This is a genomic window from Agrobacterium sp. YIC 4121, assembly GCF_002008205.1.
Lineage (GTDB): Bacteria > Pseudomonadota > Alphaproteobacteria > Rhizobiales > Rhizobiaceae > Agrobacterium > Agrobacterium leguminum.
Genome location: NZ_MRDI01000027.1, coordinates 451,229 through 476,843, shown reverse-complemented (window position 1 = coordinate 476,843; position 25,615 = coordinate 451,229). Strand labels below are relative to the sequence as shown.

Here is a 25,615-nt window from a genome sequence, read left to right as displayed (position 1 = left end):
ACATCATGCCTGCTCCCGAAAACCGTTTTAAAACCGCCATCCATGCCGGCAAGCCGCAGATCGGCCTCTGGCTCGATATGGGCGAGGCGATCACGGCGGAAATCGCCGGTACGGCGGGGTTCGACTGGCTGGTGATCGACGGCGAGCATGGGCCGAACGATCTGCGCAGCATCATCGATCAGCTGCGCGCCCTTGCCACATCGCCTGCCGAACCGGTAGTGCGCGTGCCGGTCGGCGAAAGCTGGATGATCAAGCAGCTTCTGGATGCGGGTGCGCGCACGCTTCTGGTGCCGATGGTCGATTCGGCAACCCAGGCGAAGGATCTGGTCAGCGCCATGCATTATCCGCCGCGCGGCATTCGCGGCATGGGTGCTGCCGTTGCCCGTGCTTCCGCCTTCAACACGATAACCGACTATGCCGACAGCGCCTCGGACAGCGTCTGCCTGCTGGTGCAGGCCGAAACGCGCGCGGCGATCAACGATCTCGACAATATTCTTGCGGTGGAGGGCGTGGACGGCGTCTTTATCGGCCCGGCGGATCTGGCTGCCGATATGGGCTATCTCGGCAGGATAGACGAGCCGGAAGTGCAGGCGGTGATCGAGGCGGCCATCGTCAAGATCGTCAAGGCCGGCAAGGCCGCCGGTATTCTCACCTTCAACGAAACCTATAATCGCCGCTATCTCGAACTCGGCGCGTCCTTCGTGGCCGTCGGCGCGGATGTGACGGAATTTGCCAGCACCCTGCGTGCGCTGTCGGCTCGTTACAAGGGCGGAGCGGCGCCCGCACCATCACGGTCTGGCTATTAATTCAGTCGTCGTTGCTGGCGTTCAGCTTTTCCGGCGGAATGCCTTCTTCGCCGGAGGCGAGATAACCGCTATTGATAAGGGCGGCGCGAATGATGCGCTGGATGGCCTCATCCCTTTCGACGCCATGATCCCTCGCAAAATCCGACAGAGCCGCTTCAATATCGTCGGTGAATTGCATATCCGCCCCCATTCATCACATTTCAAACCAGTAAGAAAAGGCAAGGCAGGATAGACCCGCCTTGCCTCAATTTTAATTCGGTCAGGCGATCAGCGCCAGCGATAAAGGCTGTTGTTCGACGAGTTCTGCTGCGTGCCCGCGCCAACCGCATAACCGATGGCAAAACCGAGTGCGCCAACGATCGTCAGCAGGGAAGTCGCCGTTCCGGGATTTTCCTTGACGGCTTCCACGACATTCTGGCCCTGAGCGCGGACATTATGCGCGGCCTTGCGCACGCGCCCGCGCGCCTCATCCAGAAATTCGGACGCATCCTCGCTCACACCTTCCGCGCGGGCGGATACGGATTTGGAGAGGGACGAGATCTGCGAACGCAGCTCCGCAATCTGGTTTTCGATCGTGTCTTCGACAACATTCAGTTTGGTCTGAGCCATTAGAACACCTCTTTTGTTACCGAAGGCAGAACGTGCCGGCCTGCAAGAAGTTCCCTAAAGACCCGCAAAGTTTCGCAGGACGATGTTCAGCCAACAGGTTTTTGTGCTTCTTGGCGAAAAAGCCTTGCAATCATTTTTTTTACGCAATAATCAGGCCGCACCGGAGAGGTGGCCGAGTGGTCGAAGGCGCTCCCCTGCTAAGGGCGAGCGTTTTTTGTTTTCATTTCTAACGCGTTGTTTTCGCTTGCGTTTTCCGGGTCGGTGCCTTCAATATCGATTTTGTGCTTATTTTGGGATGTTTTCCCGCCACCGTTCCCAAATACGCTATCGATCACCGCGTGTCCTTCGTCGGCCTTTGCGTAGGTATCCATCATCACTTTTGGGCTTGCCCATCCGCCAAGTTTTGCCGCTGTAACGACGTCCACGCCCCTTTTTACAACTAGCTCTGTCGCAAATGAGACACGTCCGGATGAGTGCGGTGGAGCGTATGCGATGCCAGCTCGGTCACAAGTTGCTTTCCATCCGTTGTAGACGGCGTGTCGGCTTGCATATCCAAATAGGCCGTTTATCTTGCGCTTATTCTTCCTGTGCCGAACAGGAGGTGCCTCCATTAGCTCCGCAATCATGTCGGCGAGCGGCTGAGATATTCGGGTTACGCGGGGTTTGGTCTTTGTCTTCGTGAGCGCGACTGTGCGATCTGCCAAATTGACATCCTCTGGCTTCACTCGGACAGCCTCGCTAATTCGTGCGGCCGTCTCATACATGAACCGGGCCATTACCGCCATGTGTCGAGATATTGCGTGCGCGGCAAACTTCTCGTGCCATTCCCCGTCGACGGCCGACTTTTTCTTTACGTCCTTCACCTCGAATTTTTCGATTTTGATCTGCCTGCCGTCCTGCGCCTGGTACGCATGATTTATCACCGACTGAACAGGGGTTATGACTTGCCTGTTGAGAGTTGAGGGGAGTGCATCAGGGTAAAGGTCACGCGCATGGGATCGCACCCATGCCGGTTTCATATCTGATACCTTTAGATGCCCCCACTCCTTCGCAATTTTATCTAGGAAGCGCGGAGACTTACCGTCCGCCTCATAGGCGATGATCGCCTCAACCAGTTTTAATTCGGCATCGTACCCTCGAAGGTTGGCGACCTTTATCCGTGCGATGAAGGCGTCAGCTTCCTCTTGCGCCTGCTTTTTTGAAGTAAGGCCAGTGCTTCGTTTCCGCTGCTTACCTTTAGCATCGGTGTAGTAGTGGTAGTAGACTTTTCCTCGTTTAAAGGGCGTTGCCATTTCCTGTTTTCCTCTTGGAGAAGCGCAGGTATATCGCGCGATGATATCATCGGAGATCTGCCGATCTTTAGCGACACCCCGATTCGTTTCGACTTCTCCCACACGGTTCTTGCCGTAACCAAAACTCCGGTGGACGCCGTTATTCGTGCCGCCACCTGCTCCGGCGTCAACAGTGTTTCCAGGACTGCGTCCGGCGGCTCGTTGTCGTTATCGGCGGTTCTGGTCATGGCTCACCCATGAGGTTCGGAGATTTTATCAATATCGCCTGTGTGCAGCACGGCGATCGCTTGAAAGAGATAGTTATATCCAGACCGAGAGATACCGACTGCACGACATCAGATATTGCCTCGCCTCCTTCCTCTACCACGCGAACCGCGTCGACGGCGCGAGTGCTAACGATAGTCGCATAAAGAAGTCGGGATGCGTCCAAAGGAGTCATCTCCGTTTGGCCACGACCACGTCGAGACCGCGTGCGCAGGCCAGCCTCAGCTAATAGCCTGTCAATGACGGTCACGGTTTCATGCGGCGTTCCAGTGACCTCAGAAACGCGCGCGACTAGTTCTTTGCATCCGACCATCACCGCTCCTCCGATTGCAGGGCGCTGATCTTCGCTGCGATATCTCGGGCTGCATCCTGATGGCCATATAGGCGTTGAATGTTCCCTGGGCGGAGCGAGCACTTCCAGTCCATGGCGACTTGCGCAGCCTCCTCCAGCGCCTTCGCCCTTGCCTCCCTCTCGCGCTTCTCTGCTTCGGATAGGAGTTGGCGAAGGCGCGTGATTTCAGCCTCCAGCGTTTCACGGTTCCATTCGGCGGTGCGCGCAAGCTCTGCTTCCACATTGCGCTCAAAATCGTCGTCAAGGATCATTCGCCGCCCTCCTGCTTCATTAGCGTTCGGAGGCTGGCCAGTTCTATCCGCGCATGATTTTGGACATCATCAAGTGTCATCTCGATATCTTCCCCCATGAGAAGAGGGTCGTCGGTGAGGCTTTCGATAAAGGCCACGGCCTTATTCAAAGCCACGCCCGTTTCACCGGGGTATGCCGGACGCCTATTCCACTTTTCCTTTGCCTCCGCCAAAGAAGAGCAGATAATCTCGGCGTGACCGTGAGGACAATTGACACGAGCGCGCTGGAACGGTTCCCCGTGAAGTTGGCAATACTCTACCTTCATCAGGCCGTGTACTGGATGTGAGCCACAGAACGGGCAGGGTTTAAGTTTTTCCTTCGCCACGTCTCAGCCCTCCTGCTTTGCGGGTGCTGCGGCGTAGAGCTTCGTTCCGTATGGGTATTTCTGGATATCGACCAACGGGATTAACTCGCGCTCTCCAAAAGCTTCCGGATCACCGTACTTCGAGACAATCTCCGCAACCGCCACGTCCTGCAGCTGTGCGGAGAGGGCGAACGACCCGAAGCGCTCCTTGATGCGCTTGACGATATACGGTCCCGACAGGGCTTGGGCATCTGTCAGGTGCGTGAAATCCGCCAGCACGTGATCCTGCAAAGCCTTCACGGCCACGGATGGCGCGGGATGGGTGAAGTCCCCTTGCAATGGTTTCTTGTTATAACCCATGCCGCCAAGAGCAAAGTTTCGGTCTTTGCAGTATTCTTTCGCAGAATTTTCTGTTGCGAATATTACCCCGTCATAACACACAAACACATTAAGATTGGCGCTCACCGGCTCCGCAGCGGACAGGGCGGCTTCGAGGGCGGCAAGTGCGGCATGGGCGCGACGGACATGTCCGAATGTCATTGGCAACGGGCCTTCAGTTGTCCAGCCGACGCTGTCCTCGTCAGCGTCCTCCATCTTCAACGCGCCAGTTTCCTCAGCAACAATGCTGAGGATGGAGCGCAAATCGGCAATGTTCTCAGCGGCGGCCATCATCTTCTCCTCCCATTGTCATTCGCCGCGACGAGCTCACGCAGCTTGGAGGCGATGACGCGATTGCGGCTGTCCTTCCTGCGCTCGTGCCACTTGGCGACTGCGACGAGAACGGCCGTCGGTGCGGTTCCGGATGAAAGGTTGGCTGCGATCTCGAGTCCGTCGCCGGCGTATGGGGCAGGGGTGTAGGTGTTGTCGCGTCTTCTCGACATTTTTGTCTCCTCGGATGTGGTGAAAAGGGTAGTGAGCGCCGGTAAGCGCTCAGTAGTTTTCTGCTTCTTCTTTGGTGATGAAGAAGTGAATGCCCGGTGCGCACTCTTCCTGCCAGTTTTCGTCGAAGCTGTCAGGCGTGACGCGTTCGCCGGTGCGGTAGACGGTTACGCCGTCATGACTGCTGACCGCTTGCTCGGCGCCGATTATCTCGATCACGTCAGCAAACTCCGCGCGGCACTTACGTCCGAACGCGTGGCTGCGACGGGCTTCTTCAGGAATGCGAAGTTTGACGATAATGCCATCGCGGCATTTCTTCCACCCGATCAGGCTCCCTGCTGGCAGGATGCGAGTTTGCGCAATGACCAAATCAGCGTACTTCGCATCTTTCAGGTCGGCGCCGTAGAGGTCGGCGCCGTAGAGGTCGGCGCCGTAGAGGTTGGCGCCGTAGAGGTTGGCGCTGCGGAGGTTGGCGCCGTAGAGGTTGGCGCTGCGGAGGTCGGCGCCGTAGAGGTCGGCGCCGTAGAGGTTGGCGCTGCGGAGGTCGGCGCTGCGGAGGTCGGCGCCGTAGAGGTTGGCGCCGTAGAGGTTGGCGCCGTAGAGGTTGGCGCTGCGGAGGTCGGCGCCGTAGAGGTTGGCGCCGTAGAGGTTGGCGCCGTAGAGGTTGGCGCTCTCCTTCACGGCCACCTTGACGGCCATGCCGAGTTTCACTGACGGCAAATCGTCTGCCTTGCAGTCGATTTCGGTAGAAAACTGCACTTCTCCGCTGAATCTGTTCAGAATGTCGAATTTCATTTATTTGATCTCCTCAAGTGGTGTGGTGGTTGGTGGTGTCAGTAAGCCCAGATCAGCACTGCGGCGATGAAGAGAGACAGAGCCAGAAAGCTAGCTATGTCCTTCAACAGGTCGACGTGTTCTTCGGTGATAATTTGCTGGACGGTCGGCTTCTCGACGGCCGCGCTCATTCGCCGGCCTCAAGTGCCTCGACGCGGCCGACGCGAACGAACACTTCAAAGGTGCCGCCATACTCTTTGTGGAGGCGTGCGGCTTCAACCAGCGCTGAATCGTAGGAGGGATGCTCAAAGGGCCACATGCAGGGACGAATGCGTCCAGTGCTGTCACCGCGGCGGAATACGAAGTGGCCACCGCCGACTTCCTCGCCGTTGCGCGGCTTCTTGGGGAAGCGGCGCACGTATTCATATTTCGTCTTGGGCTTGCCGTGCTTCTTGGCCTTGTGGTCCGGGCGCTTCATTGGCTCGTCGGACTGGGCAACAGCGCCGTGTGCGGCAACGGCGATATCGTCGAACTCTTCGGGACGCGGTCTGTACATGGTGTATCTCCTCTTGTGGTGGCCAGCTTGGTTTGCTGGGGTACAAGAGGAGATATAGAACGATACCGGTGCGTCGTCAACCGTTAAAACGGTAAACCGTTATTTCTGTGCGTAGTCGATTTTGTGGATCGAGACGACGTCGTCGCGCGGGTATTTGATTTCCATCGGGGGATTGAACTGGCACACGACCAGAAAGCTTGGCTCCCACCGCACAAACTCTTTGATAAAACCGCGAGGAACGCCATCCTCTTCGTTCGGCGCCAGCTGCACGATAACGTCATCGCCGCGCGCGATCGGCTTTGGCGGATTGGTCCATACCGTCTCGCCTGGCTTGTAACGCGGATACATGCTCTCGCCGTCTACATAAGATGCATATGCCTCGGCGACGCCCGCTAGGTGAGGCGGCCTCCATTCCCAGCCCATGATCTGCCCGTTAAACTCAAACTCACCGTCCGACCCTCCTTTTGACCTGCCTAGAACAGGCACGTCACGCTCCCCGGACGGCGGCTTGGGAGCGGCAATGATACTACCGGTACTAATGACAGGGGCAGTTGCCTGACGCAACGCGGGAATCATGCGCTCGGTCTTTTCCGACTCGGTCGTCGCCTCAGCCATAAGGTCGAGAAACTCCGATTCGCGCAGCCCAAGAGACCCGGCAAGCTTCTGCCAGTTGCGCATCATAGATATCTTACCCTTCTCCCAATCGGAGACGGTTGTCTGTTGCGCACCAAAAAGGTTGCCGAACGCCTTCTGCGTTAAGCCCATTTCCTTGCGCTTAGACCTTATGATGTCGCTCAACTTTGCCATGCGCACCGGTATAACGGAAAAATATCAAAAAATAAAACCGGTTTAGAGTTGACACTAAACCGGTAAAACGGTAGAACCAAAATCAACAGCGGCCAAACAAGAAGCCGACAGGGCAACAGACCCCAAGACGAACCTGCAGCATGAAAGGGAATGCGCATGCTTAAGGATTGCGAAAGAAGACGATAGACGACCCAAGCGCGGATCGGCATGAGCGCCATGACGGCGAGAAGAAGATGGGAGCATGAAGCTCCCGACCGCAGAAGAAGATGGCGGCCAGTGACCGGGCCGCCATAGGTGGCCCGTTACCAGAGTGCTCTGCGGAGCGCTGTGGTAACGAGTTAGGGAAGGGTGGCCTATAGTCCCGCGAAAACCAGGCTGGAAGCGCCACCCTTCCCGAATGAATGCAAACGGTGCGGCCATAAACCAGTGGCAAACCTTGTAAAAGAAGCCGCGCCGTTTGCTGAGAATTTGTGAGTGTGAGGCCAGCCGGCGACCGAAAACCAATGACGTCTTGCCAAGCACTCACAATACCAATCCGCCTCGGCGGGCTTGCCATCGCGACGACCTCCAGCGACGTGAAGGCAAGCGAAGATGCAAGGAGGGGCCGCCCGGCACTCGGAAACCACAATTGAGCCGCCCAACCTTGCACGCCATACGCCGAAGACGCTTTGCAGCGGCACGGCAGAAATAGTGAGTGCGGCCATAGGAACTGCGAAACCCATGAAAACGCCGCTGCGCTCACTAACCAAATTTGCAAGTAGTTGATGGCCGTTGTCTCGGTGAAATCCTGGCTGTAACCGCCTCGCCACTTGCAAAACTGAATAGACGATGTGGCCGGTGAGGCAATGAAGACCAACAGTTTTTCGCCGCGTCGTCTAACTTTTTTTGCAGAGTGCCGGCCGTAAAGGTGTCGTAACCCGATAGACCCGCGCCAACACCCTGCACACCAAATTGACTGAGTGGCCATCAAGGGCATGCAACCCAATACCCATTCGCCACCCAGTCAACCACCAAACCACCGCACGAGGAGACACCGATGAACATGCACATCGAAACCCCGCAGCCATCCAGAAGACACAGCCGAGCCAAAGGCGCGAAATCGGCAACGCCGCATGCGCTTATTCAGATGGCCGTTGACCGGCACAACGAAAAGACCAGCGCGGTTGATGCGCTCGTCGAACTTGCGGAAGGCAATGCCTCGCTCCGCAACCACCTCATCCAACTTGGCGCAAAAGCTGCCGTTGGTGAGCGCATCCGCAGCGACAACGCGAAGATTTTCCAAGACTGCCCCGACGCCAATCTTGCCGCCTCTCGACCGCTGGTCATGAAGGAGCCGCAACTCGTCAGCTCCGCCCACCGTGCGCGGATCATCAAAACGGCAGCAACTCTCCAGCTTATGGCGGTCACTCTGCCGAACGGCGTAAGGATGGCGAATGCCCGCAAGGCCGATGTAGAGAACGCCGTTGCTGTCTACCAGCCGCAAGCCCAGGATATGCTGCACAAGGCCGCGTACTATCGCGCCGTTGCGGCCAAGCTGCCCGAAGGCAAGCGCGTCGACGAAGTGTTCAACAACGACACCCTCACGTCAATTTACGAGCAGACACGAGTTTCCGCTTAAGCGGAGTGGGCGGCCTTTGAGCGCGCGCAACCCAGAGAAGCACCGCCGCCCACAACATTGGAGAAAGCAATGGCAGAGAAACCCCGACTTATCAGTCTTAATGACGTCTGTAAGATGACTTCGATGTCGCGAACAATGATCAACCGTTACCGCGCGGAAGGCAGGTTCCCTCTTGCCGTTGATCTAGGTGAACGACGAGTAGCGTTTGTCCGTGAAGAGGTTGAGGCGTGGGTGCAAGCAAAGATCGACGCCCGCAAACCTCATCAGTAGTCTTTCAGGCTGGCCGCTAACGGCTCGAACCCCGGATGTCCAATGCCAGCCTGCACCACCCCATAATCAGCGGCCACCAAACCAAACGCCGCACACCAAGAGGAGACCAACATGAACATGCAAATCAGATTCAACCCATCCCCAGAAGAACTTGCAGAAGCCCCATGGCTCGCCAACCACCAGCCACTTGCTTCTTACGACCCAGAGCCAGTCGCTGACATCGTCGGCCAGATCGTCAACCTTCATCGCCGCAGACAGGCAGCCATCCGAGCAAAGACAAAAGTCGTTCTTATGATGAAGGCGGAAGTGCGCAGCCTTTTGTGCCGCGACGCCGACTTTGAAGAAGACAAGACGACCGACCGAGTGACCGCATTCGGCAAGGCACCGCGCAAGCTTACGAAGGCAGCGCAGAAGCGCGTCGACGATGCAATTAAGTCGGCCATGAACGAGATCGACGAAGGACTGCTGCAGTCTGACGTTGCGAGCGTCATCAGCTCCTACATCGAATCTGAAAAGCTTTTTGACGCGCAGTGCGACGGCTACGCAAAGCAGATGGTCAAGCTGGTCAAGCAACTCCCCGCATACGAATTTGTGAAATCGGTGAACGGTTTCGGTGATGTTTCCTTCGCTACCATCGTCGGCGAGTGCGGAGACATCGGCACTTACAAGTCGGTAAGCGCCGTATGGAAACGCCTTGGCCTGGCCGTCATCAACGGTCGTCGACAAGGCAACCCAGGCGAGGGCGCTACAGCGCAAGACTGGGTAGACCATGGATACAATCGAGCCCGCCGATCGGTCTCGTGGAACATGCGCAGCGGCATCATCGGCAATATGGGCCTGTGGCGTCCGGATTTCGGCAGCGATCTTTCCGACGCCACGTATTACCAACGCGTTTACGCAGAGCGCGCCCGCTTCGAGGCTGAAAAGCTCGGCATGCCGGTGGAGCGCAAGGTCAACGGCAAGGGCGTCGAGAAAGAATCCTACCGCGCGCATGTCGCGACCCGCGCTCACCGCTATGTCGAAAAGCGCCTGCTGAAGAACCTGTATCTCGAATGGCGTAAGGCTGCGGCCTGACGCGGAAGGGCGGCCATAGTACGGACGTAACCCGCGCCCCTTCTGCCGCCACCCAGAAACACAAAAGCCGGGGCTTAAGGATCGGCACCACCCGTATCCACCCCGGCCTTCGTACTAACGCTCGAGGAGAACTCGGCGAGAGCCAAGCCATGAACGAAGCGTATTCCATATCCGACACCACATCGGACAGCCAATCTCCTACACAAATTTGTAGGATTTGTCAATCGGCATGTCGGGTTACCAGCCTGCTATGCTGTAACTACCCGCTCCGAAAGGACGATGACATGAACAGCTTCCACGTTTTTTACTTCAAGCTGCGATCCATCATAGCGGCCAAGCTGAACGGCCCCGTTGTTCATTCCTTCGAATCGCCCGATCCAGGCAAATCCGCCAGAATGGGCCAGAACGTCGTCACCGACGATGGGCCAGCGCGAAGGGTCGAGCCAAGCTTTCACGCCGACGTGGAAGACTGGCTCCATCACTTTCGTGTCGATGATGATCGCGTACCTGCCTTCAGGAATACGTTTGCGGCCGTCGTTGATGGGCTCGAATTTGAACTTGCCAACCTTACGGTCGGAGATCTTGCCGTACGTGCGGGCAACCGTAATCGGCGTGACGGACGGGGCGGTTTCGGCCGCCTCGCGAGCCATCTCCGCCACATCATCTTCGGAGACGCCGAGGAAGGCGGCAATCGCCGGGAATTGTCTTGGTCTCGGTATGACGCCAGCTTTCCAAGTGCTGAAGGTTTGCTGAGGCACGCCTAGTTCTTCGTAGACAGCGCGATCCTTTACGGCTCTCCGCTTCTGTTCCTTCAGTATCGATTGCAGGAGGCGCGACTTAACTTCAGGCATGCATCCACCTTGGTGAAATCTTGACAAATTTGTAAAATTAGTTTAGTTTCATAACCCTGCTGCTTTGTCAACCACCAAGCGGCCACCACCCAGAGGAGACGACATGACGATTATCACCAGCACGATGCTGGCGGATATGCACGCGCGCCGTGAAAACGGTGAGAGCGTCGCAGATATCGCCGCCAGATACAACGTCAAGCCAATGGCCGCATACCAGCGGCTTCGGCGCACATACGGCTTGCACAAGCAGCGCGCCTTCATCCCAGCCAATGACAACAATCCCGACCGCACGACGCACCTGGCACCGCACAACGGCGGATGCTCCACGCTTTCCGGCCTTATGCCGGTTTCGCTCCCGCGCGTTCTTGCCGCCGCAAACGACAATGCTCCGGCTTTGGAAGACGATCTGTCGGCGGGGCAGGCGGTCAACGACTACGCACTGCGTAGTGAGCGGGTGGCGGCATGAGCTGCGACTGCGAATTCTTCAATTTCGGCGATCCGGTCCGCAACAGACAAAACCCTCACCTCACTGGCGTCGTCATCGGCGATCGCAACTGGGGCAGCGAGTATCAGGTGCGCCTTGCTGACGGCGCCTCGACGATCTGGTGGCACGGCTTCGAGATCGAACACGATCCTGATGGCGAGCCGCCGGCAAAACAGGACGACGACACCAATGTCGTCAAGGTCGACTTCACACAACGGCGCGCGATGACCGCCGAAACAACAACGGAAGGAGCAGCGTGATGGGGAAGCTTAAGAAGGGTGACGAAGTTAGACTGATCAAGTCTGAGGATTACAACGGGCACGGTCTGTTCGGGAAGACCGGAGAGATCGGCACGGTCATCCGTTACGACAGGATCGACGACACGTACAGCGTTGATTTCAGTGAATCTGGACAATGGTTGGCGAAGGCCTCGAACCTCGAGCCTTCTGCCGCCACCATCAAAATCGAGGCAGGCAAGTTCTATAGGACGCGCGACGGCCGCAAGGTCGGGCCGGCCTTTATTGTTGGCAGCTGCGCAATATTCGGCAACGGCAGCAATTATGCCAGCGCGGTATGGGCAGACGATGGTCGCTCATCTCATCGAGACGACAAGTTGAGCCTGAAAGACAACGACATCATCGCCGAATGGATCGAAGAGCCTGTCGCGAAGCCCAGCAACGACAACGCGCAGCCCAAGTTCAAAGTTGGTGACCTTATTCGCCACAAGACCCTCAAGCTTGAGGGCGTCGTGAAAGAGGTTGTCGACCAGCGCACAGTTCGCACGCACTGGACGAAAGAGGGCTGGGGTGCGACAGATCCCATCGACAGCATCGAACTGATAACTCCACCCACCCCCACACCCACCATCGTCGCCCTAATCGAAAACGGCCAGCCGAAGCCGTCCTCAACGCCACACGTCCATGCTTCCACCGTCGCAGCCGAGAAGGAAGCCAAGCGTCTGGCGGCGAAACACAAGGGCCAGCAGTTCGGCGTGTTCACGCTGACGACGACGCATCACGAGCCAAAGCCGGTCTATGACCACAAGTGGCAGAACATGGCTGCGATGGGCCTAAAGATCGATGCGATCAAGGAGTTGCGCGCGGTCGCTGGCATTGACCTGTTGACCGCAAAGCGCGCTGTCGAAGCTTTCGACGCCGCAGCCTAACCACCAAAGCGGCTGGCCACCAACCAGCCGCACTTCACCACAACGAGGAGAATATGATGAGACAGGCGCACCTTGCGCATCAGACCGGGCTTACGCGCACCGGCAAAATCAACATGCTCAATCGCAAGCCTTACCGCACCGCTGCGCAGAAGGCCGAGGCGCGACGCGCGGCACGCAAGTTCGAAGGAACGTGGGTGAGCGGCTCACCTGTGAGCTATCATCGGGCTGCGAAGGCGAGGGTAGAGGGATGACGGGTTCCGCAATGAACTGGCCGGCCTTCTGGGTAGGATTCTCTGACGGCCTAGTGCTCGCTGCCATTTGGATCGCAATCATCGTGTGGCTCGCCTTCCTGCCGACGGTTGGCCTGCTGTACTTCGCGGGGCTCCTAGCATGACCAACCCTCAATCCCCCTGGTACACCGAATCCATTACGCCGCCCATCGACTACGTGCCGGTTACACCAACGCCGCGCAAGTACGTCCTTCGCGGCCTGAAGCGCGGTGCATTCTCCGCCCTGACAGCGGTAGTGGCCATTGGCCTCATCATGCTGTTCCCGTTGGCGATCGTGGCAATCGCCGTCCTTGGAGCATTCTGGTGGCTGTTTTGCCGTCTGTTCGCGCGCTGATCGCTCATTGGCGGTGGCTGATCGTCTTTGCAGCCGCTGCCTACATCGTCGCCATCATTCTCACCACACACCACTGAGGAGGCTTAATGTCAGTCTTTGACAAGCTGAGATCGAGCAAGCGCAAAACGCCACCCGTCCTCGCCGTCTACGGCATCGGCGGCGTCGGCAAGACCACGCTTGCAGGGGAGTTCCCCAATCCGATCTACCTGCACACCGTCGGCGAGGAAACGCCAGTCGATCTAGACGTTCCGTCGATCGAAATCGAAAATTTCAACGAGATGATGGATGCTTTCGAGCATCTTCTGACCGAGGAGCACGATTTCAAGACTGCCATCATCGACAGCTTGGATGCGTTCGAAAAGATGGTGTGGACTTTCACCTGCGCACGCATGGGCTGGGACACCATCGACAGCAACGACAAGGGCTCTCCTACCGCGTTTGGTAAAGGCTACCTTGAGGCCGACAACGACTGGCTGGAATACATGTCTGCTATTCGCGCATTGTCTCGTGCAGGTGTCCACGTCGTCCAGATCCTGCACAGCAAGGTCAAGTCGTTCAACGATCCTCTCGTCGACGCGTATGACCGCTATCGGCCAAAGTTGCAGGACCGCGCCACCGACATCATTATGGAAAAGAGCGATGCCCTCCTCTTTATGAGCAAGCGCACGTCGGTCAAGCAGGTCGACAAGGGCTTTGGCAAAAAGGAAGCCAAGGCCGAGGGTATGTCAGGCTCAGAGCGCGTCATCTACACCGACGAGCGGGCAGGTTTCTTGGCGAAGAACCGTCTCAACATGCCGCCGTCCATTCCGTTTAAGAAGGGCAAAGGCTTCGCCGAGCTCTCGAAATACTTTTACACGGCGCACGCGCCAGTCGAGGAAGAGGAGTCGGCGTGACCATGTTCCGCGGTGAATCGTGGTTCGCGTGGCATCCGGTAAAGGCACGCACACGGTCAGGCCAACTAATCTGGGTCTGGCTCATTCATGTCTGGCGTGACCACGCATCGACGCAATTCGGTAGCGGGCCTTTCCGCTACTACCTTCGCTAACCACCACTACCACCACACCACAAGGAGACTACGCATGGCAGGACTTGGTCAAAGATTTGATGCGACCGCACACGACACACAGCAGAACGACTACGCCGAACTTCCAAACGGCATTTACAAGCTGGAAATCGAGGCCAGCGACGTCGGCCCGACGAAGGCAGGCAACGGCACCATCCTCAAGACGACGATGGTGGTCATCGAGCCTGAAAGCCTAAAGGGCCGCAAGCTCTTCACGACCTACAATCTCGAGAACTCCAACCCGCAAGCCCAGGAGATCGGGCAGAAGCAGTTCGCCAGCCTTTGCCGTGCCGTTGGCGTGTCTTCGATCGAGGACAGCGAAGAGCTTCACTTCCTGGCGTTCACTGCCAAGATCGGCCTTGGTAAGGCGCAGAACGGCTACCCGGCGCGCGCCGAGATCAAACGCTATTTCTTCGAAGACGAAGGCAATGTTCCCGCGCCAGAGATCGACGCCAACCAGCCTGCGCCTCAGCCATCCGCCGCCAATGACAACCGCCGAACTGCCGCCAGCAACGACAACAAGCCTGCCGCTGTGGCTGCTGGCACGACGCGCCGGCCCTGGGGAAGCAAATAACCACCAACGCGGGCTGCCTCACCAGCGGCCCGCTAATTCACCACGTTTGAGGAGATTTGCATGAGCAGTTACAAGGCGGAAGCCAGAAAGATCACGGAGAAATGCTACCCGATCCCCGGCGCATTCGCGGCCGGCGGAGCGGTGACAAGCGTGTTCACCAATCGAGATATCAACGACGTTGATGTCTACTTCAAGAGCCGCGAGGCCTTCGAATATGCAGTCGCAGACGCTTACGAAAATGGTTTCTGGTGCGTCTCAACGACAAAGCGTGCCGTGACGTTTGCAGAAAGCGGCGGCACACCGATCCAGTTCATGCACTTCGATTTCTTCCCGACGGCGCAGGACATCTTCGACGCGTTCGACTTCACGGCCGTCATGGGTGCGCTGGATTTCGACAGTGACGAATTCTCATTCCACGACGACTTCCTGAAGCACAATTCACAGCGATTCCTGCGATTCCATTCCGGCACCCGATACCCACTGGCGTCGGCGACGCGCGTCCTCAAGTATCAGGATCGCGGCTACACGATCGGCAAGGGCGATATCCTCAAGATCGTGTTGGCAGGACGTAAGGTGAAGATCGACACGTGGGAGGAGCTGAAAGACCAGATCGGCGGCGCTTATGGCGAGAAGGTTGTTCTCGGCACGGAAGGCACGCCTTTCTCTCTCGATGCGGCAATATCTGCCCTGACCGTCGATGATGAAGGCAAGGAATCGTGGGTGGCAAACGACAACGAAGAGCAGCCAGGCAGCGCGATCGGTTTGTTCAAGAAGATCGCTGGGTTGAAGGGCGAGCAGTTCGACGAGAGCCGGTACGATGAAGGCGAGGATGGTCTCGGCTATCCAATCGGCTACGAGCCGCCGAAGCGTCAACCGGCCCCTTGGGCAGCCTAACCCGCCTGCCGCTCGCCACGGCTGGCACCACCACACATCGCGCGGGACAACCCGCGATCAGAGGAGACACCCATGCACCTTGTCATCCACAAGGAAGACCTCACGCGTGCGCTTGCCGCCACGACGAAGGTCGTCGAAGCAAGATCCACCATTTCCATCCTGTCGAGTGTCCAGCTTGCTGCCGCAGGCGACGGGCTTGCGATAACGGCCACCGACCTCGACATCAGCGCCACCGCAGGCGTTCCTGCAGAGGTGACCAAGCCCGGCAATATCTGCGTTAGCGCCAAGCTGATCAACGACATCGCGCGCAAGGCGACCGGCGACATCACCATGACGCTCGACGACGACAAGCTGCTGGTGAAGTCCGGACGCTCGCGGTTTTCTCTTGCGACGTTGCATGCAGAAGACTTCCCAACGCTCGGCGACGACAAGTTCGACGCAGAATTCGAAATCGATCTGGCAGCGATGTTTGCGCCAGTGTCGTTTGCGATCTCGACCGAGGAGACGCGATATTATCTGAACGGCGTGTTCTTCAAGGGCGGCAGCAAGTCGGAAGCGGTTGCCACGGACGGCCATCGTCTCGGGCGTCACATCGGCCCGGAGCTGCCAGCCTTCGAAGGCGTTATTGTGCCTCGCAAGACCGTCGGCTTGCTTCCAAAGGGCAAAGTGCAGGTGGCCATAAGCCAGCAGAAAATCCGCATTGTGTCGGATGACGTGCGCATCACGTCGAAGCTGATCGACGGCACATTCCCTGATTACGAGCGCGTCATTCCGAAGGCGAACGAATGCGTTGTGACTGTCGATCGCGATGCGCTGATGAAGGCATCCGATCGCGTTTCAACGGTGTCGTCTGAGCGTGGCCGCGCCGTGAAGTTCAGCATTGCGCCCGGCAGCATCGCGCTCGCTGTTGCAGCTGGCGAGGCGTCGGCAAATGACGAAGTTGAGGCGGAATACAGCGGCGAGCCGATGGATATCGGTTTTAATGCGGCATACGTCCGCGACGTGCTCAACGTGCTGCCGTCGGGTCCGGTCAAGCTGGCCTTGCAGGATAGCGGCACGCCGGGGCTGATCACGTCCGACGGCTTTGATGGGCTTACGCTCGTTTGCATGCCTATGAGGGTCAGCTGATGGCGCTGACCAGATTGACACGAGAACTTTCGGTCAACACCGACCACGTCGCCAGCGTCCACTTGGATCGCGGATACGGCAGCACCCAACTTGTCATCACTATGCAGGACGGCACAAAGCACTTCATCAAGGACAGCTCTGGATATACCGGCGGCGATGATTGCTACGCTATCGAAAGGAAGCTGCTCGATGCGTGATATCCCAATCAGTGCAGCAAAGCGCATCGCCGACGATTATGGCTACGACCAAGTCGTCATCTATGCCCGTCGCTGCCACGACAGCCCAGAGCCGCACGGCGAGCACATGACCACCTACGGCAGGACGGTCGAGCATTGCGGCGTAGCGGCGCGAATGGGTGACGTGCTCAAGAAGTTTATGGGGTGGGGCGTCTAATGGCCCCACTACCCAAGCCAGAATCCAGCACTGTCAGAGCGATCTACCAAGCCTATGAAGCCGCAGCCTCGTCATGGGACAGCCTCGGCATATCAGTTGGCGAAGCCAACAACCCATGCGATCGCGCTCTTTGGTACGCCTTCCGATGGGCCTCACCGCTGGAAAAGCACCACGGCCGGCAGCTGCGTCTGTTCGAAACCGGCAACATTGAAGAGGACAGGCTAGTTGCCGACCTCGAGCGCATCGGCGTCGATGTCTATGGCCAGCAGGACAAGATCAGGCTGGTGCAAGGGCACGTCCGCGGCAAGTGCGACGGCAAGGCCATGGGCGTCGTCGAGGCGCCTAAGACAGAGCACCTGCTCGAATTTAAGTCTAGCAATGCCAAAGGTATGAGGCTGATAGTTAAAGACGGATGTGAGAAGGCAAAGCCGCTTCACTACGGACAATGTCAGCTGGGAATGCACGCCTTCGGCCTGTCGCGATGCCTGTATCTCGTCAGCTGTAAAGATGACGACACGCTCTATGCCGAGCGCATCGAATACGATCCGGAGTTCTGCCTGCGTCTACTGGCGCGGCTTGAACGCATCATCAATTCACCTGAGCCGCCGTCGCGCATCAATGATGCGCCTGATTGGTTCGAATGCACCTTCTGCAAGCACAAGCCTGTCTGCAAAGAGAACGCTTGGCCACGCGTCACTTGCCGGTCGTGCATCCATTCCTCACCAGAGATGGGTGGAGACGGTCATTGGTCCTGCGCGCGCTGGGCAAAGCCGATCTCGTTCGACGAGCAGAAGGAAGGCTGCCCGACGCATTTGACGATTCCGGCTCTCGTGCCTGGCGAACAGACAGATTGCGACGAGGAAGCCGAGACAATCACTTATGTGCTGCGAGACGGCACGACATGGATTGATGGCGCCACCAACGCCTGAACCACCACATGAGGAGACCACCATGCCGCTTGTAGCACGCACGCCGCTTGTCGCTGCGAATGATAATAATCCGCGCAGTCCCGCGTTCGACCGCAAGCTTCTGGCCTATGAGCCGGCTTTGCGAAGACTGGCGCGAAAGATCACCAAGAACGAAGACGCGGCCGACGAACTGTTTCAGTCGGCGATGGTCGTCATGTTGCGCCGTCATCGCGAATGCCGCCTTGAGACCTTCTGGACGTGGGCCGTCCTCTGCGTTCGGGGTACGGCGAAGGAGTTCGTTCGCACCAACTCCACCAAGTCGCGGTCCGCTGAGGTCTGCAGTCTCTCGGCGTTTGAGGAACTGCCGGGTTCCACTGATCCGCATCAGGAGGATGGCACGGACCTGTCTCGCGTTGTTTCGCTGCTGGAAGGACGCAATGGCGCGATGCTGATGCGAAGGGCGATGGGTGAGACGCTGGAGGCCATCGGCAATGACCACGGCCTCACCAAAGAGCGCGTTCGCCAAATCGTCATCAAGGAGCGGGCGAGGGTGCTTGGGCTGCTGCGGGAGGCTGGTTAGTCCAAAACGTCGAATCCTGTCGAGGCAAACGCAACTCGAACCCGCTTCGATCCATGCATGCGATAATGGACGATGAAGCCTAGTACAAAACCGCCCTGCTGGTTCTGGTCGAGAAATCTCACATTGAAAACGCTTGTGGATACTGCAGGCATATCACTCGAGAAGCGCCCAGCGAGACGGAAAGGAACGTCAAATACGTGCTCACGCTTTTTCTCGATTACTACATCGTAAAGTGCGGCAACAAGATCGCGAACTTCTTCCGCTCCACGGTGAATAAGCACCCAGTCAGGGTACTCCAACCTGATGCTTTGGACATAGAGCGGTAGCCGATTGTGGTTGACTATCTCGATGGCGACCCTGTGGCGATAGTTTTTCCCATCGTCTGGTAGCTGATAGGCGCTGAATACAGGCTCCACGTCTCCGAGAACCGCGTCCGCTTGTCTTTTGGCTTGGCGCGCCGACGAAAAAGCAAAAGCAGCCGCGAGAATTGCGGCGAGCGCAGATAACCCTGCAATCCAATCGTTTATCTCAAGGTCTGGAATCTCGTATGCTCCAACTTCGCCACTACCAAGAAGACGCAGAAAACGCTGTTTTCGACTACTGGTCAACGACTGCTGGCAATCCGCTCGTTGACCTCGCGACTGGCTGCGGCAAGTCGCTGCTCATGGCTTCGCTCATCAAGAGGCTGGTTGAAGGCTGGCCGGACATGCGCATCCTTGTCGCCACCCATGTCGCTGAGCTCATCGAGCAGAATTACCTAGAGCTGCTCGGCATTTGGCCATTTGCTCCGGCGGGGATATTCTCGGCCGGTCTTGGCCGTCGTGACGCGCGCAGCCAGATCATCTTCGCCGGCATTCAGACCGTGCACAGCAAAGCTGCGCTCATCGGGCACATCGACGTGCTGATGGTGGACGAGTGCCATCTGATCCCCGCCAACAGCAACACGATGTACGGCCGCTTCATCGCCGCCTTGCGTGCCATCAATCCGGATATGAAAATCCTGGGGCTCACTGCGACACCTTACCGGCTGGATACAGGCCGACTTGATGAAGGCGACGATCGTTTGTTCGATCAGATCGTCTATACCTACGGCATCGCCGACGGTGTTGCTGACGGCTATCTCGCGCCGCTTTCGTCAAAGGCTACTGCCACGACGTTCGATATGAAGGGCGTAGGAAGGCAGGGCGGCGACTATAAGCAATCCGCGTTGCAGGCTGCTGTGGACAAGATGGACGTCACGCGCTCCGCCGTCGATGAGATCGTCGCAAAGGGCGCCGACCGCAAGTCCTGGCTTTGCTTCTGCTCTGGTGTGGAGCACGCCGAGCACGTGCGTGATGAGATCCGTTCGCGCGGCATCTCCTGCGAGATGATTAGCGGCGAAACGCCGAAGGATGAACGCCGGCGCATTATCGAGGACTTCAAGTCCTACAAGATCCGCGCGCTGACGAATAACTCGGTGTTGACCACCGGCTTCAATCACAAGGGTGTCGACCTGATTGCTGCCCTTCGCCCGACGTTGTCAGTTTCGCTGTACGTGCAGATGATGGGCCGCGGCACTCGCGTCATATACGCGCCTGGCATGCCTCTCGGCACGCCTCAGGAGCGCATTGCGGCAATCAAGGCTGGTCCGAAACCGTCGTGCCTCGTGCTGGACTTCGCCGGTCTCGTCGACAAGCACGGGCCGGTCGACATGGTGCAGCCAAAGACGCCCAACAAGGGCGACGGCGAAGCACCAGTGAAGGTCTGCCCGTTCGACGTCGAGGACAAGAACGGACGCTTCGGCTGCGGAGAAAAGGTGCATGCTTCGGCGCGCGTCTGCTCATGCTGCGGCTACGAGTTCGACATCGATGACAGTCCGAAGATTACGGCCACGGCTGCTGATACACCGATCATGTCGACGGCAGAGCCAGAACCCCGCACGGTGACCTCGCGTACGTTCCGCCACCACCCCGGTAAAGAAGGCAAGCCCGATAGCGTGAAGGTCACGTACATGTGTGGGATGACCTCAATATCTGAATGGATCTGCCCTCAGCACCAAGGATTCCCCAAGTCGAAGGCCGACCGCTACTGGCGATCGCATGGCGGCAAGATGCCGTTTCCCAAGACAGTGCTGGAATGGCTCGAGCGGCAGCGAGAACTGCGCGACACGGCCGAGGTCATGATCGCCCCACGCGGCAAGTATTGGGACGTCAAGCAGTGGGTGCCGGCAGATAATGACAACAGACAGGCGCCGGCGAACGACAACCGTGATGAGGAAGATTGGCAGGCGCTAGTGGCGGACGATGTACCATTCTAATGAATTTTCTATATACTCAACTTGACGAAACTAATGAAAATTCCTTATATAGGTGGTGCATGGATAATGACGAATTTCGATCCATTCGTAAGCGTCTGGGACTAACCCAGTCGCAGCTAGCCGGCGTTCTGGGATATTCCAGACCTTTACAAGTCTCCGAGATAGAGCGCGAAACAAATCCAAAGCCCGTTCCTAGGGCTATCGCGTTGTTGATGAGGGCATATGACGAAGGATACCGACCGAGAGAATGGCCTCGGTAAGGTTTGCACAAAATGCGGAGAGTGGAAGTCGCTGGAGAAATTTGGCCTGCGAAAAAATAGGAAGGGAGAGCGAGTTCCATTTTCTCGATGCAAATCGTGTGAGAATGCTAGTTCTGCGAAGAAACGGTCAAAGCCAGGATACGCAGAAAAGGAGAGGCTAGCAAACAGGCTGTACGCAGCAGAGAGGCGCGCAAATGATCCTAATTATGTGGCCTCAAAGAACGAGAAGAACCGGATATATGCGGCCCGGCGGCGAGAGGATCCAGACCATCGTGAATCGATAAACCTGTTGCGCAGGGTGCTTTGGGCCACTGACGAGCAGTATCGTATTCGATCTGGCGCGCGGCTCGCATCTTGGATCAATGAAAATTACGACAGGTGGCGGTCCATTGGTGCAAATCGCAGGTCTTTAGAGCGAGGTGCCGATGGGAAATTTACGCCGGACGACATCGATCGCATCAACAAATCTCAAGAATTCAAATGCGTATACTGCGGCGCATCCACAGAAGAAGAATTTCACATCGACCATATACACCCCATATCGCGTGGCGGGACAAATTGGCCAGACAACCTGCAAATTCTCTGTCGATCATGCAATTGCAGCAAGAAAGACAAGACCCACGAAGAATTCTTAACGTACAGGTTGGCAACAGCGGAGGCTATCGCCGAAGTCTTGACAAATTTGTAAAAACAGTATAGCTTCAAACTCTACGCCACACCAATGGCGTCACCACGTTGAGGAGATAGATATGAGCTACTGGGACGACCGCGTGGACCTTTCCACGCTTGTCGGCAAGACGCTTGCCGAAGTCAGAAGATCTGGCGACGAAGAACTGTTTTTCACCACGCAAGAAGGCGAAACCTTCAAGATGTACCATTCGCAGGATTGCTGTGAGTCGGTCTACATCGAAGACATTGATGGCGACCTTGATAGTCTCGTCGGCAACCCTATCCTTGTTGCAGAGGTTGCCAGCAAAGACGCCCCAGAGGCTAGCGAAAGCGGAACGTGGACCTTCTATAAGCTGGCGACGATCAAGGGCCACGTGGACATACGTTGGTACGGCTCGTCGAACGGATACTATTCGGAATCGGTCGATTTCGTGAAGGTGTCCGCATGACCAAACCAGCCAACGACAACTATTTGGCCGCCGACGTCGCCAACCTCGAAGCGCTGTTCTCGGACATGCTCGCCGCTTATCCGGAGCTCGAAGCCGACGAAGAACTGCGCGCTGATATGCTTGAAGGCGAGACCAACTTCCACGCCGTCCTGACGCGCCTTGTGAACGGCGAACGCGACGCCGACAGCTTGGCAAAGTCAGTAGCGCTCCGCATCTCCGATCTGCAAGCGCGCAAGTCTCGCGCCGAGCGGCGCAAGGAAGCGATGCGCAGCCTGATGTTCAAGTTGCTGAAAGCCGCAGGGCTGCCACGTGTACCTCTGGCAGAGGCGACGATTTCCATCGGCAGGAAGGCTGCGTCGGTCGAGATCGTCGACGAGGCATTGTTGCCGTCAGACGTTGTGAAAATTACCACTGCGCCGGACAAAAAGGAAATCGCCGACCGTCTAAAGGCTGGCACCGATGTTCCTGGCGCTCGGATGGGTGAGGCAGGCGAGCAGTTGTCGGTTCGCGTCGCATGACCAAACCCACCTACATGATCGCCTATGGTAGCGCAGCTGTTCAGGCTGCGCGCATCATCGCCGCTAATGCAAAGGTGCGGGAAGAAACGGCGCGCGGCTACGAGTTGGCCGCGCAGTGGCATGACAAGCAGGAAAAGGCTTGCCGAGAGATTGCCAATGATATTCGCGTCGGTTCGCACGTCAACTTGAAGGCCGCCGTCGCCGCCACCCATCACGGCGCTAGTGCCGCAGGCCTTCGCAATGCGGCGGCGGCGCTTATAAGGCCCGCCGTAGCAGAATAACCCGCCGCGCCACCAACGCGGCTTCCGCTTCGGCGGGAACACCACAGTCTGAGGAGACAAAACAACGTGAGCATCACCTCGATGCACGACGGAAGAGTCGTGCTGCATCAAAAAGATTGCCGCGACGTGTTGCGCGGCCTCGCCGACAACTCGATCGACAGTGTCGTTACCGACCCGCCTTATGCGCTGGTCTCGATCCAGAAGCGTTTCGGAAAGCCAGGTTCTGCACCGGCCAAAGACGTTTATGGTCGCGGAGCAGCTGGATTTATGGGCAAGCAGTGGGACACCGGCGAAGTCGCATTCTCAGAGGAGTTCTGGGCTGAAGTCCTGCGCGTTCTCAAGCCGGGCGGCCATGTCGTCGCGTTCTCTGGCACGCGCACGTATCATCGCATGGCTGTTGCGATCGAGGATGCAGGCTTTGAGATCCGTGATCAACTGGGCTGGGTGTATGGTTCTGGCTTCCCGAAGTCGCACAACCAGCATGGCGATTGGGAGGGTTGGGGTACCGCGCTCAAGCCAGCATGGGAGCCTATTGCTCTGGCGCGCAAACCTTTGACTGGCACCGTCGCTGCTAACCTTGCTGAGTGGGGCGTGGGCGCGATCAATGTGGATGGCTGCCGGGTTGAAACCGATGAAAAACTAGGCGGTGGCGCTTATGCAGCGCAGTCTAGCGGCAGAGCGGAATCGTCTGCTTGGAAAGACGGATCTGGTTTCGAAAACGGGGCGGCGGGTGACTTTCAACAGCCAACTGGTCGCTGGCCAGCCAATATTCTCCACGACGGCAGCGACGAGGTGCTGGCGGCATTTCCTGATGCTCCCGGGCAGCAGAGAGCGGTTGGGCCGGAGCATGGAGAGAAGGAGAGCCGAGGCATTTATGGCGGTTTCGGTACTCGCGATCACTTTGCCCCACGCATTGAACTCGACAAGTCCGCAGCACGCTTCTTCTATTGTGCCAAGGCCAGCCGTGCCGACCGTGATGCAGGACTAGACCACCTGCCGAAGAAAGCCGGCGGCATGGTCTCTAATACGAGCGGGCAGCACATGACACGACGCGACGAGGGCTACAAGCCTGAACCTCGTGCCAACACCCATCCAACCGTCAAGCCGACGACCCTTATGCAGTGGCTTTGCCGCCTCATCACGCCACCCGGAGGAATCATCCTAGATCCATTCATGGGCTCTGGGAGCACGGGTAAGGCGGCTGTTCTCGAGGGCTTTCAGTTTATCGGCTGCGAGCGCGAGGACGAATACATGCCCATCGCTACGGCCCGGATTGCGTGGGCTATCGGCGCGAATAGCAAGGATGACGATCCAGCGGCAGTACCGGCAAATGACAATCGTCCTGCTGATTTGTTTTCGGAGGCAGCGTAATGGCCAAGCTCACGAAAGCTCAAGCAAAGGCCCATACGCAGGCCTGCGACCTGCTGACGAAGCCGGCTCTAACTGAAGACGACAAGGACTTCGTCCTCAAAAACTGGAACGAGGGCGCGACCCACGTCAACGGCGCTACTGGCGCTTTTTTCACACCGTACGATATGGCGTTTGATTTCACGATCGACGCCATCGGGCAAGGCGGATACGGCGGGCGGATCATCGATCTGTGCGCTGGCATTGGAATGCTGTCGTACGCTTGCTGGCACCGTAGCCACCAAAAGGCCCGCATCACCTGCGTGGAGCGCAATCCGGATTATCTCGCCGTCGGTCAGACGATTTTGCCGGAGGCGGAATGGATTCTCGCCGACGTGATGGACGTGCTGGAAATGGGGCTGGGCAGGTTTGACGTTGCGATCAGCAACCCGCCTTTCGGCAAGATCAAGCGCAACGGCGGCGCTCCTCGCTACACCGGCGCAGAGTTCGAATTCCACGTCATCGATATCGCCGCTCATCTGGCCGACACTGGTGCATTCATCGTCCCGCAGATGTCAGCGGGCTTCAACTACAGCGGACGGCCTTGCTACGAGCGCCAAAAGGACGGCAAAGCGGTAAAATTCCAGGAGCTCACCGGCCTTCACTTCGAGGCCGGCTGCGGGATCGACACGTCTTTCTATATCAATGATTGGAAGGGTGTTTCGCCCATGTGCGAGATCGTTTGCATCGAGTTTGAACGGCTGGAAGAGGTGCACGTCGTTGAGGCCGACAATGACAATGTGTCGCCGGTTCAGGCAGACTTGTTCGGGAGGGCAGCATGACCAAACTCCCAACCACCCCACGCCAGCACACGCCGACGGTCGACGCCGACCATAACCCCACCACCTGCTTTGTCTGCGGGATGCACGCCTTCGGTATTGGCGTGAACGCCAACGGTCGCGACAAAGACCCTCACTACATCTGCCGGAGGTGCGCCGTGGGCATCGACAACTACAAGAAGATCGATCGCCTCGACGATTACGAGCTGCGCGCCCTGGATGCCGGCGTGGATGCCGTCGGCGAATACATCGCCGAGCATGGCGTGACGGACCTGGCGCACTTTGACGAGCTCATGCAGCGCATGATGGTCAAGGCAGCGTGGGAGGGCTGCGCTCGGGGGCTAAGGGCGGCGTTGAGCGAGGCGCCTTTTTAGTCGCAACAGGTAATCAGCTGAA

General features: G+C 57.7%; 38 protein-coding genes. 25 read left to right on the top strand and 13 right to left on the bottom strand.

From position 1 onward, the window contains the following. Positions 1-5 precede the first annotated feature (5 nt). Entirely contained in the window at positions 6-806 is an 801-nt protein-coding gene (locus BTE54_RS24155; RefSeq protein WP_003524114.1) for an HpcH/HpaI aldolase/citrate lyase family protein, read from the top strand. A gap of 1 nt (position 807) precedes the next feature. Here the strand turns inward: BTE54_RS24155 and BTE54_RS25185 are convergent, their stop codons facing one another. The 11 genes from BTE54_RS25185 to BTE54_RS24105 form a co-directional block, all read right to left on the bottom strand. After that, positions 808-984 (bottom strand): hypothetical protein, encoded by a 177-nt coding sequence (locus BTE54_RS25185; protein ID WP_162856870.1) that lies wholly within the window; start codon positions 982-984, stop codon positions 808-810. A gap of 89 nt (positions 985-1,073) precedes the next feature. After that, a complete protein-coding gene (locus tag BTE54_RS24145) occupies positions 1,074-1,415 on the bottom strand; it encodes a hypothetical protein (RefSeq protein WP_078054229.1) in 342 nt (113 codons plus the stop codon). A 197-nt stretch (positions 1,416-1,612) separates the two neighbouring features. After that, positions 1,613-2,707: a tyrosine-type recombinase/integrase gene (locus tag BTE54_RS24140; protein ID WP_078054228.1), complete on the bottom strand. Its 1,095-nt coding sequence runs from the start codon at positions 2,705-2,707 to the stop codon at positions 1,613-1,615. Between the two features lie 576 nt (positions 2,708-3,283). Further along, entirely contained in the window at positions 3,284-3,574 is a 291-nt protein-coding gene (locus tag BTE54_RS24130; protein ID WP_078054226.1) for a hypothetical protein, read from the bottom strand. Then, positions 3,571-3,939: a hypothetical protein gene (locus BTE54_RS24920; protein ID WP_143240772.1), complete on the bottom strand. Its 369-nt coding sequence runs from the start codon at positions 3,937-3,939 to the stop codon at positions 3,571-3,573. The genes BTE54_RS24130 and BTE54_RS24920 overlap by 4 nt, the downstream gene beginning before the upstream one ends. A gap of 3 nt (positions 3,940-3,942) precedes the next feature. Continuing rightward, positions 3,943-4,590, bottom strand: coding sequence for a hypothetical protein (locus BTE54_RS24125; protein ID WP_143240771.1), 648 nt, complete (start codon positions 4,588-4,590; stop codon positions 3,943-3,945). Further along, a complete protein-coding gene (locus BTE54_RS24120; RefSeq protein ID WP_078054224.1) occupies positions 4,587-4,799 on the bottom strand; it encodes a hypothetical protein in 213 nt (70 codons plus the stop codon). Before BTE54_RS24120 ends, BTE54_RS24125 begins: the two co-directional genes overlap by 4 nt. 49 nt (positions 4,800-4,848) lie before the next feature. After that, positions 4,849-5,592 carry a pentapeptide repeat-containing protein gene (locus BTE54_RS24115; protein ID WP_078054223.1) on the bottom strand — a complete coding sequence of 248 codons (744 nt, stop codon included), beginning with the start codon at positions 5,590-5,592 and terminating at the stop codon, positions 4,849-4,851. A 38-nt stretch (positions 5,593-5,630) separates the two neighbouring features. Then, positions 5,631-5,762 carry a hypothetical protein gene (locus BTE54_RS25470; protein WP_280940576.1) on the bottom strand — a complete coding sequence of 44 codons (132 nt, stop codon included), beginning with the start codon at positions 5,760-5,762 and terminating at the stop codon, positions 5,631-5,633. Beyond that, positions 5,759-6,127 carry a hypothetical protein gene (locus BTE54_RS24110; RefSeq protein ID WP_078054222.1) on the bottom strand — a complete coding sequence of 123 codons (369 nt, stop codon included), beginning with the start codon at positions 6,125-6,127 and terminating at the stop codon, positions 5,759-5,761. Before BTE54_RS24110 ends, BTE54_RS25470 begins: the two co-directional genes overlap by 4 nt. A 99-nt stretch (positions 6,128-6,226) precedes the next feature. Then, positions 6,227-6,925 (bottom strand): helix-turn-helix domain-containing protein, encoded by a 699-nt coding sequence (locus tag BTE54_RS24105; RefSeq protein WP_158080283.1) that lies wholly within the window; start codon positions 6,923-6,925, stop codon positions 6,227-6,229. A 1,045-nt stretch (positions 6,926-7,970) separates the two neighbouring features. On the opposite strand from BTE54_RS24105, the gene BTE54_RS24100 reads away from it, so the two are divergent. From BTE54_RS24100 to BTE54_RS24090, 3 genes are all read left to right on the top strand, one after another. After that, a complete protein-coding gene (locus tag BTE54_RS24100) occupies positions 7,971-8,552 on the top strand; it encodes a hypothetical protein (RefSeq protein WP_078054220.1) in 582 nt (193 codons plus the stop codon). A 69-nt stretch (positions 8,553-8,621) separates the two neighbouring features. After that, positions 8,622-8,822: an AlpA family phage regulatory protein gene (locus tag BTE54_RS24095; protein ID WP_078054219.1), complete on the top strand. Its 201-nt coding sequence runs from the start codon at positions 8,622-8,624 to the stop codon at positions 8,820-8,822. 111 nt (positions 8,823-8,933) lie between these two features. After that, positions 8,934-9,896, top strand: a complete 963-nt coding sequence (locus tag BTE54_RS24090) for a hypothetical protein (RefSeq protein WP_078054218.1) — start codon at positions 8,934-8,936, stop codon at positions 9,894-9,896. A 248-nt stretch (positions 9,897-10,144) separates the two neighbouring features. On the opposite strand, the gene BTE54_RS24085 is transcribed toward BTE54_RS24090, so the two are convergent. Then, positions 10,145-10,747 (bottom strand): hypothetical protein, encoded by a 603-nt coding sequence (locus BTE54_RS24085; protein WP_245316700.1) that lies wholly within the window; start codon positions 10,745-10,747, stop codon positions 10,145-10,147. 103 nt (positions 10,748-10,850) lie between these two features. Between BTE54_RS24085 and BTE54_RS24080 the strand changes: the two genes are divergently transcribed. From BTE54_RS24080 to BTE54_RS24025, 13 genes are all read left to right on the top strand, one after another. After that, positions 10,851-11,213, top strand: a complete 363-nt coding sequence (locus tag BTE54_RS24080) for a hypothetical protein (RefSeq protein ID WP_078054217.1) — start codon at positions 10,851-10,853, stop codon at positions 11,211-11,213. Beyond that, on the top strand, positions 11,210-11,491 hold the full coding sequence (locus tag BTE54_RS24075) for a hypothetical protein (RefSeq protein WP_078054216.1): 282 nt from the start codon (positions 11,210-11,212) through the stop codon (positions 11,489-11,491). Before BTE54_RS24080 ends, BTE54_RS24075 begins: the two co-directional genes overlap by 4 nt. Next, complete coding sequence (locus tag BTE54_RS24070; RefSeq protein ID WP_078054215.1) at positions 11,491-12,396, top strand: hypothetical protein; 906 nt, start codon at positions 11,491-11,493, stop codon at positions 12,394-12,396. The genes BTE54_RS24075 and BTE54_RS24070 overlap by 1 nt, the downstream gene beginning before the upstream one ends. 56 nt (positions 12,397-12,452) lie before the next feature. Further along, positions 12,453-12,647: a hypothetical protein gene (locus BTE54_RS24065; protein ID WP_078054214.1), complete on the top strand. Its 195-nt coding sequence runs from the start codon at positions 12,453-12,455 to the stop codon at positions 12,645-12,647. Positions 12,648-12,786: 139 nt separating this feature from the next. Continuing rightward, the gene (locus tag BTE54_RS24060; protein WP_078054213.1) at positions 12,787-13,020 is read left to right on the top strand and encodes a hypothetical protein; all 234 of its coding nucleotides are present in this window, start codon (positions 12,787-12,789) and stop codon (positions 13,018-13,020) included. Between the two features lie 86 nt (positions 13,021-13,106). Beyond that, positions 13,107-13,913 carry an ATP-binding protein gene (locus BTE54_RS24055; protein ID WP_078054212.1) on the top strand — a complete coding sequence of 269 codons (807 nt, stop codon included), beginning with the start codon at positions 13,107-13,109 and terminating at the stop codon, positions 13,911-13,913. Between the two features lie 186 nt (positions 13,914-14,099). Next, complete coding sequence (locus tag BTE54_RS24050) at positions 14,100-14,657, top strand: DUF669 domain-containing protein (RefSeq protein ID WP_078054211.1); 558 nt, start codon at positions 14,100-14,102, stop codon at positions 14,655-14,657. A gap of 60 nt (positions 14,658-14,717) precedes the next feature. Then, the gene (locus BTE54_RS24045; protein WP_078054210.1) at positions 14,718-15,551 is read left to right on the top strand and encodes a hypothetical protein; all 834 of its coding nucleotides are present in this window, start codon (positions 14,718-14,720) and stop codon (positions 15,549-15,551) included. A 72-nt stretch (positions 15,552-15,623) separates the two neighbouring features. Continuing rightward, positions 15,624-16,679 carry a DNA polymerase III subunit beta gene (dnaN, locus tag BTE54_RS24040; RefSeq protein WP_078054209.1) on the top strand — a complete coding sequence of 352 codons (1,056 nt, stop codon included), beginning with the start codon at positions 15,624-15,626 and terminating at the stop codon, positions 16,677-16,679. Next, positions 16,679-16,876 carry a hypothetical protein gene (locus BTE54_RS24915; RefSeq protein ID WP_143240770.1) on the top strand — a complete coding sequence of 66 codons (198 nt, stop codon included), beginning with the start codon at positions 16,679-16,681 and terminating at the stop codon, positions 16,874-16,876. The genes dnaN and BTE54_RS24915 overlap by 1 nt, the downstream gene beginning before the upstream one ends. Further along, complete coding sequence (locus tag BTE54_RS24035; RefSeq protein ID WP_245316698.1) at positions 16,869-17,072, top strand: hypothetical protein; 204 nt, start codon at positions 16,869-16,871, stop codon at positions 17,070-17,072. The genes BTE54_RS24915 and BTE54_RS24035 overlap by 8 nt, the downstream gene beginning before the upstream one ends. Further along, positions 17,072-18,001: an oxidoreductase gene (locus tag BTE54_RS24030; protein WP_078054207.1), complete on the top strand. Its 930-nt coding sequence runs from the start codon at positions 17,072-17,074 to the stop codon at positions 17,999-18,001. Before BTE54_RS24035 ends, BTE54_RS24030 begins: the two co-directional genes overlap by 1 nt. A gap of 22 nt (positions 18,002-18,023) precedes the next feature. After that, complete coding sequence (locus BTE54_RS24025; RefSeq protein WP_078054206.1) at positions 18,024-18,560, top strand: sigma-70 family RNA polymerase sigma factor; 537 nt, start codon at positions 18,024-18,026, stop codon at positions 18,558-18,560. Here BTE54_RS24025 and BTE54_RS24020 read toward each other — a convergent pair. Next, complete coding sequence (locus BTE54_RS24020; protein WP_143240769.1) at positions 18,557-19,168, bottom strand: hypothetical protein; 612 nt, start codon at positions 19,166-19,168, stop codon at positions 18,557-18,559. The genes BTE54_RS24025 and BTE54_RS24020 overlap by 4 nt on opposite strands. Between BTE54_RS24020 and BTE54_RS24015 the strand changes: the two genes are divergently transcribed. The 8 genes from BTE54_RS24015 (at position 19,108) to BTE54_RS23975 (ending at position 25,593) form a co-directional block, all read left to right on the top strand. After that, on the top strand, positions 19,108-20,856 hold the full coding sequence (locus BTE54_RS24015; protein ID WP_078054204.1) for a DEAD/DEAH box helicase: 1,749 nt from the start codon (positions 19,108-19,110) through the stop codon (positions 20,854-20,856). The two genes, BTE54_RS24020 and BTE54_RS24015, sit on opposite strands and share 61 nt — an antisense overlap. Continuing rightward, positions 20,856-21,116 carry a helix-turn-helix transcriptional regulator gene (locus BTE54_RS24010; RefSeq protein WP_198939220.1) on the top strand — a complete coding sequence of 87 codons (261 nt, stop codon included), beginning with the start codon at positions 20,856-20,858 and terminating at the stop codon, positions 21,114-21,116. Before BTE54_RS24015 ends, BTE54_RS24010 begins: the two co-directional genes overlap by 1 nt. Positions 21,117-21,865: 749 nt before the next feature. Further along, a complete protein-coding gene (locus BTE54_RS24000; protein ID WP_078054201.1) occupies positions 21,866-22,234 on the top strand; it encodes a hypothetical protein in 369 nt (122 codons plus the stop codon). Then, the gene (locus tag BTE54_RS23995; protein WP_078054200.1) at positions 22,231-22,752 is read left to right on the top strand and encodes a siphovirus Gp157 family protein; all 522 of its coding nucleotides are present in this window, start codon (positions 22,231-22,233) and stop codon (positions 22,750-22,752) included. Before BTE54_RS24000 ends, BTE54_RS23995 begins: the two co-directional genes overlap by 4 nt. Beyond that, positions 22,749-23,033: a hypothetical protein gene (locus BTE54_RS23990; protein ID WP_078054199.1), complete on the top strand. Its 285-nt coding sequence runs from the start codon at positions 22,749-22,751 to the stop codon at positions 23,031-23,033. Before BTE54_RS23995 ends, BTE54_RS23990 begins: the two co-directional genes overlap by 4 nt. Positions 23,034-23,099: 66 nt before the next feature. Continuing rightward, positions 23,100-24,404 (top strand): site-specific DNA-methyltransferase, encoded by a 1,305-nt coding sequence (locus BTE54_RS23985; protein ID WP_280940575.1) that lies wholly within the window; start codon positions 23,100-23,102, stop codon positions 24,402-24,404. Then, positions 24,404-25,222 carry a methyltransferase gene (locus BTE54_RS23980; RefSeq protein WP_078054198.1) on the top strand — a complete coding sequence of 273 codons (819 nt, stop codon included), beginning with the start codon at positions 24,404-24,406 and terminating at the stop codon, positions 25,220-25,222. The genes BTE54_RS23985 and BTE54_RS23980 overlap by 1 nt, the downstream gene beginning before the upstream one ends. After that, positions 25,219-25,593, top strand: a complete 375-nt coding sequence (locus BTE54_RS23975; RefSeq protein WP_078054197.1) for a DUF6511 domain-containing protein — start codon at positions 25,219-25,221, stop codon at positions 25,591-25,593. The genes BTE54_RS23980 and BTE54_RS23975 overlap by 4 nt, the downstream gene beginning before the upstream one ends. Positions 25,594-25,615: the final 22 nt, after the last annotated feature.

Excerpts from the sequence above, each read along its gene's own strand:
- BTE54_RS25470 (WP_280940576.1), bottom strand. The coding sequence starts at position 5,762 with ATGAGCGCGGCCGTCGAGAAGCCGACCGTCCAGCAAATTATCACCGAA.
- BTE54_RS24095 (WP_078054219.1), top strand. The coding sequence starts at position 8,622 with ATGGCAGAGAAACCCCGACTTATCAGTCTTAATGACGTCTGTAAGATG.
- BTE54_RS25185 (WP_162856870.1), bottom strand. The coding sequence starts at position 984 with ATGCAATTCACCGACGATATTGAAGCGGCTCTGTCGGATTTTGCGAGG.
- BTE54_RS24915 (WP_143240770.1), top strand. The coding sequence starts at position 16,679 with ATGGCGCTGACCAGATTGACACGAGAACTTTCGGTCAACACCGACCAC.
- BTE54_RS24035 (WP_245316698.1), top strand. The coding sequence starts at position 16,869 with ATGCGTGATATCCCAATCAGTGCAGCAAAGCGCATCGCCGACGATTAT.
- BTE54_RS24050 (WP_078054211.1), top strand. The coding sequence starts at position 14,100 with ATGGCAGGACTTGGTCAAAGATTTGATGCGACCGCACACGACACACAG.
- BTE54_RS24070 (WP_078054215.1), top strand. The coding sequence starts at position 11,491 with ATGGGGAAGCTTAAGAAGGGTGACGAAGTTAGACTGATCAAGTCTGAG.
- BTE54_RS24110 (WP_078054222.1), bottom strand. The coding sequence starts at position 6,127 with ATGTACAGACCGCGTCCCGAAGAGTTCGACGATATCGCCGTTGCCGCA.
- BTE54_RS24140 (WP_078054228.1), bottom strand. The coding sequence starts at position 2,707 with ATGGCAACGCCCTTTAAACGAGGAAAAGTCTACTACCACTACTACACC.
- BTE54_RS23975 (WP_078054197.1), top strand. The coding sequence starts at position 25,219 with ATGACCAAACTCCCAACCACCCCACGCCAGCACACGCCGACGGTCGAC.
- BTE54_RS24000 (WP_078054201.1), top strand. The coding sequence starts at position 21,866 with ATGAGCTACTGGGACGACCGCGTGGACCTTTCCACGCTTGTCGGCAAG.
- BTE54_RS24155 (WP_003524114.1), top strand. The coding sequence starts at position 6 with ATGCCTGCTCCCGAAAACCGTTTTAAAACCGCCATCCATGCCGGCAAG.
- BTE54_RS24045 (WP_078054210.1), top strand. The coding sequence starts at position 14,718 with ATGAGCAGTTACAAGGCGGAAGCCAGAAAGATCACGGAGAAATGCTAC.
- BTE54_RS24100 (WP_078054220.1), top strand. The coding sequence starts at position 7,971 with ATGAACATGCACATCGAAACCCCGCAGCCATCCAGAAGACACAGCCGA.
- BTE54_RS23990 (WP_078054199.1), top strand. The coding sequence starts at position 22,749 with ATGACCAAACCCACCTACATGATCGCCTATGGTAGCGCAGCTGTTCAG.
- BTE54_RS23995 (WP_078054200.1), top strand. The coding sequence starts at position 22,231 with ATGACCAAACCAGCCAACGACAACTATTTGGCCGCCGACGTCGCCAAC.
- BTE54_RS24125 (WP_143240771.1), bottom strand. The coding sequence starts at position 4,590 with ATGATGGCCGCCGCTGAGAACATTGCCGATTTGCGCTCCATCCTCAGC.
- BTE54_RS24025 (WP_078054206.1), top strand. The coding sequence starts at position 18,024 with ATGCCGCTTGTAGCACGCACGCCGCTTGTCGCTGCGAATGATAATAAT.
- BTE54_RS24030 (WP_078054207.1), top strand. The coding sequence starts at position 17,072 with ATGGCCCCACTACCCAAGCCAGAATCCAGCACTGTCAGAGCGATCTAC.
- BTE54_RS23980 (WP_078054198.1), top strand. The coding sequence starts at position 24,404 with ATGGCCAAGCTCACGAAAGCTCAAGCAAAGGCCCATACGCAGGCCTGC.
- BTE54_RS24130 (WP_078054226.1), bottom strand. The coding sequence starts at position 3,574 with ATGATCCTTGACGACGATTTTGAGCGCAATGTGGAAGCAGAGCTTGCG.
- BTE54_RS24075 (WP_078054216.1), top strand. The coding sequence starts at position 11,210 with ATGAGCTGCGACTGCGAATTCTTCAATTTCGGCGATCCGGTCCGCAAC.
- BTE54_RS24115 (WP_078054223.1), bottom strand. The coding sequence starts at position 5,592 with ATGAAATTCGACATTCTGAACAGATTCAGCGGAGAAGTGCAGTTTTCT.
- BTE54_RS24145 (WP_078054229.1), bottom strand. The coding sequence starts at position 1,415 with ATGGCTCAGACCAAACTGAATGTTGTCGAAGACACGATCGAAAACCAG.
- dnaN (WP_078054209.1), top strand. The coding sequence starts at position 15,624 with ATGCACCTTGTCATCCACAAGGAAGACCTCACGCGTGCGCTTGCCGCC.
- BTE54_RS24065 (WP_078054214.1), top strand. The coding sequence starts at position 12,453 with ATGAGACAGGCGCACCTTGCGCATCAGACCGGGCTTACGCGCACCGGC.
- BTE54_RS24060 (WP_078054213.1), top strand. The coding sequence starts at position 12,787 with ATGACCAACCCTCAATCCCCCTGGTACACCGAATCCATTACGCCGCCC.
- BTE54_RS24010 (WP_198939220.1), top strand. The coding sequence starts at position 20,856 with ATGAATTTTCTATATACTCAACTTGACGAAACTAATGAAAATTCCTTA.
- BTE54_RS24085 (WP_245316700.1), bottom strand. The coding sequence starts at position 10,747 with ATGCCTGAAGTTAAGTCGCGCCTCCTGCAATCGATACTGAAGGAACAG.
- BTE54_RS24090 (WP_078054218.1), top strand. The coding sequence starts at position 8,934 with ATGAACATGCAAATCAGATTCAACCCATCCCCAGAAGAACTTGCAGAA.
- BTE54_RS24120 (WP_078054224.1), bottom strand. The coding sequence starts at position 4,799 with ATGTCGAGAAGACGCGACAACACCTACACCCCTGCCCCATACGCCGGC.
- BTE54_RS24080 (WP_078054217.1), top strand. The coding sequence starts at position 10,851 with ATGACGATTATCACCAGCACGATGCTGGCGGATATGCACGCGCGCCGT.
- BTE54_RS24015 (WP_078054204.1), top strand. The coding sequence starts at position 19,108 with ATGCTCCAACTTCGCCACTACCAAGAAGACGCAGAAAACGCTGTTTTC.
- BTE54_RS24055 (WP_078054212.1), top strand. The coding sequence starts at position 13,107 with ATGTCAGTCTTTGACAAGCTGAGATCGAGCAAGCGCAAAACGCCACCC.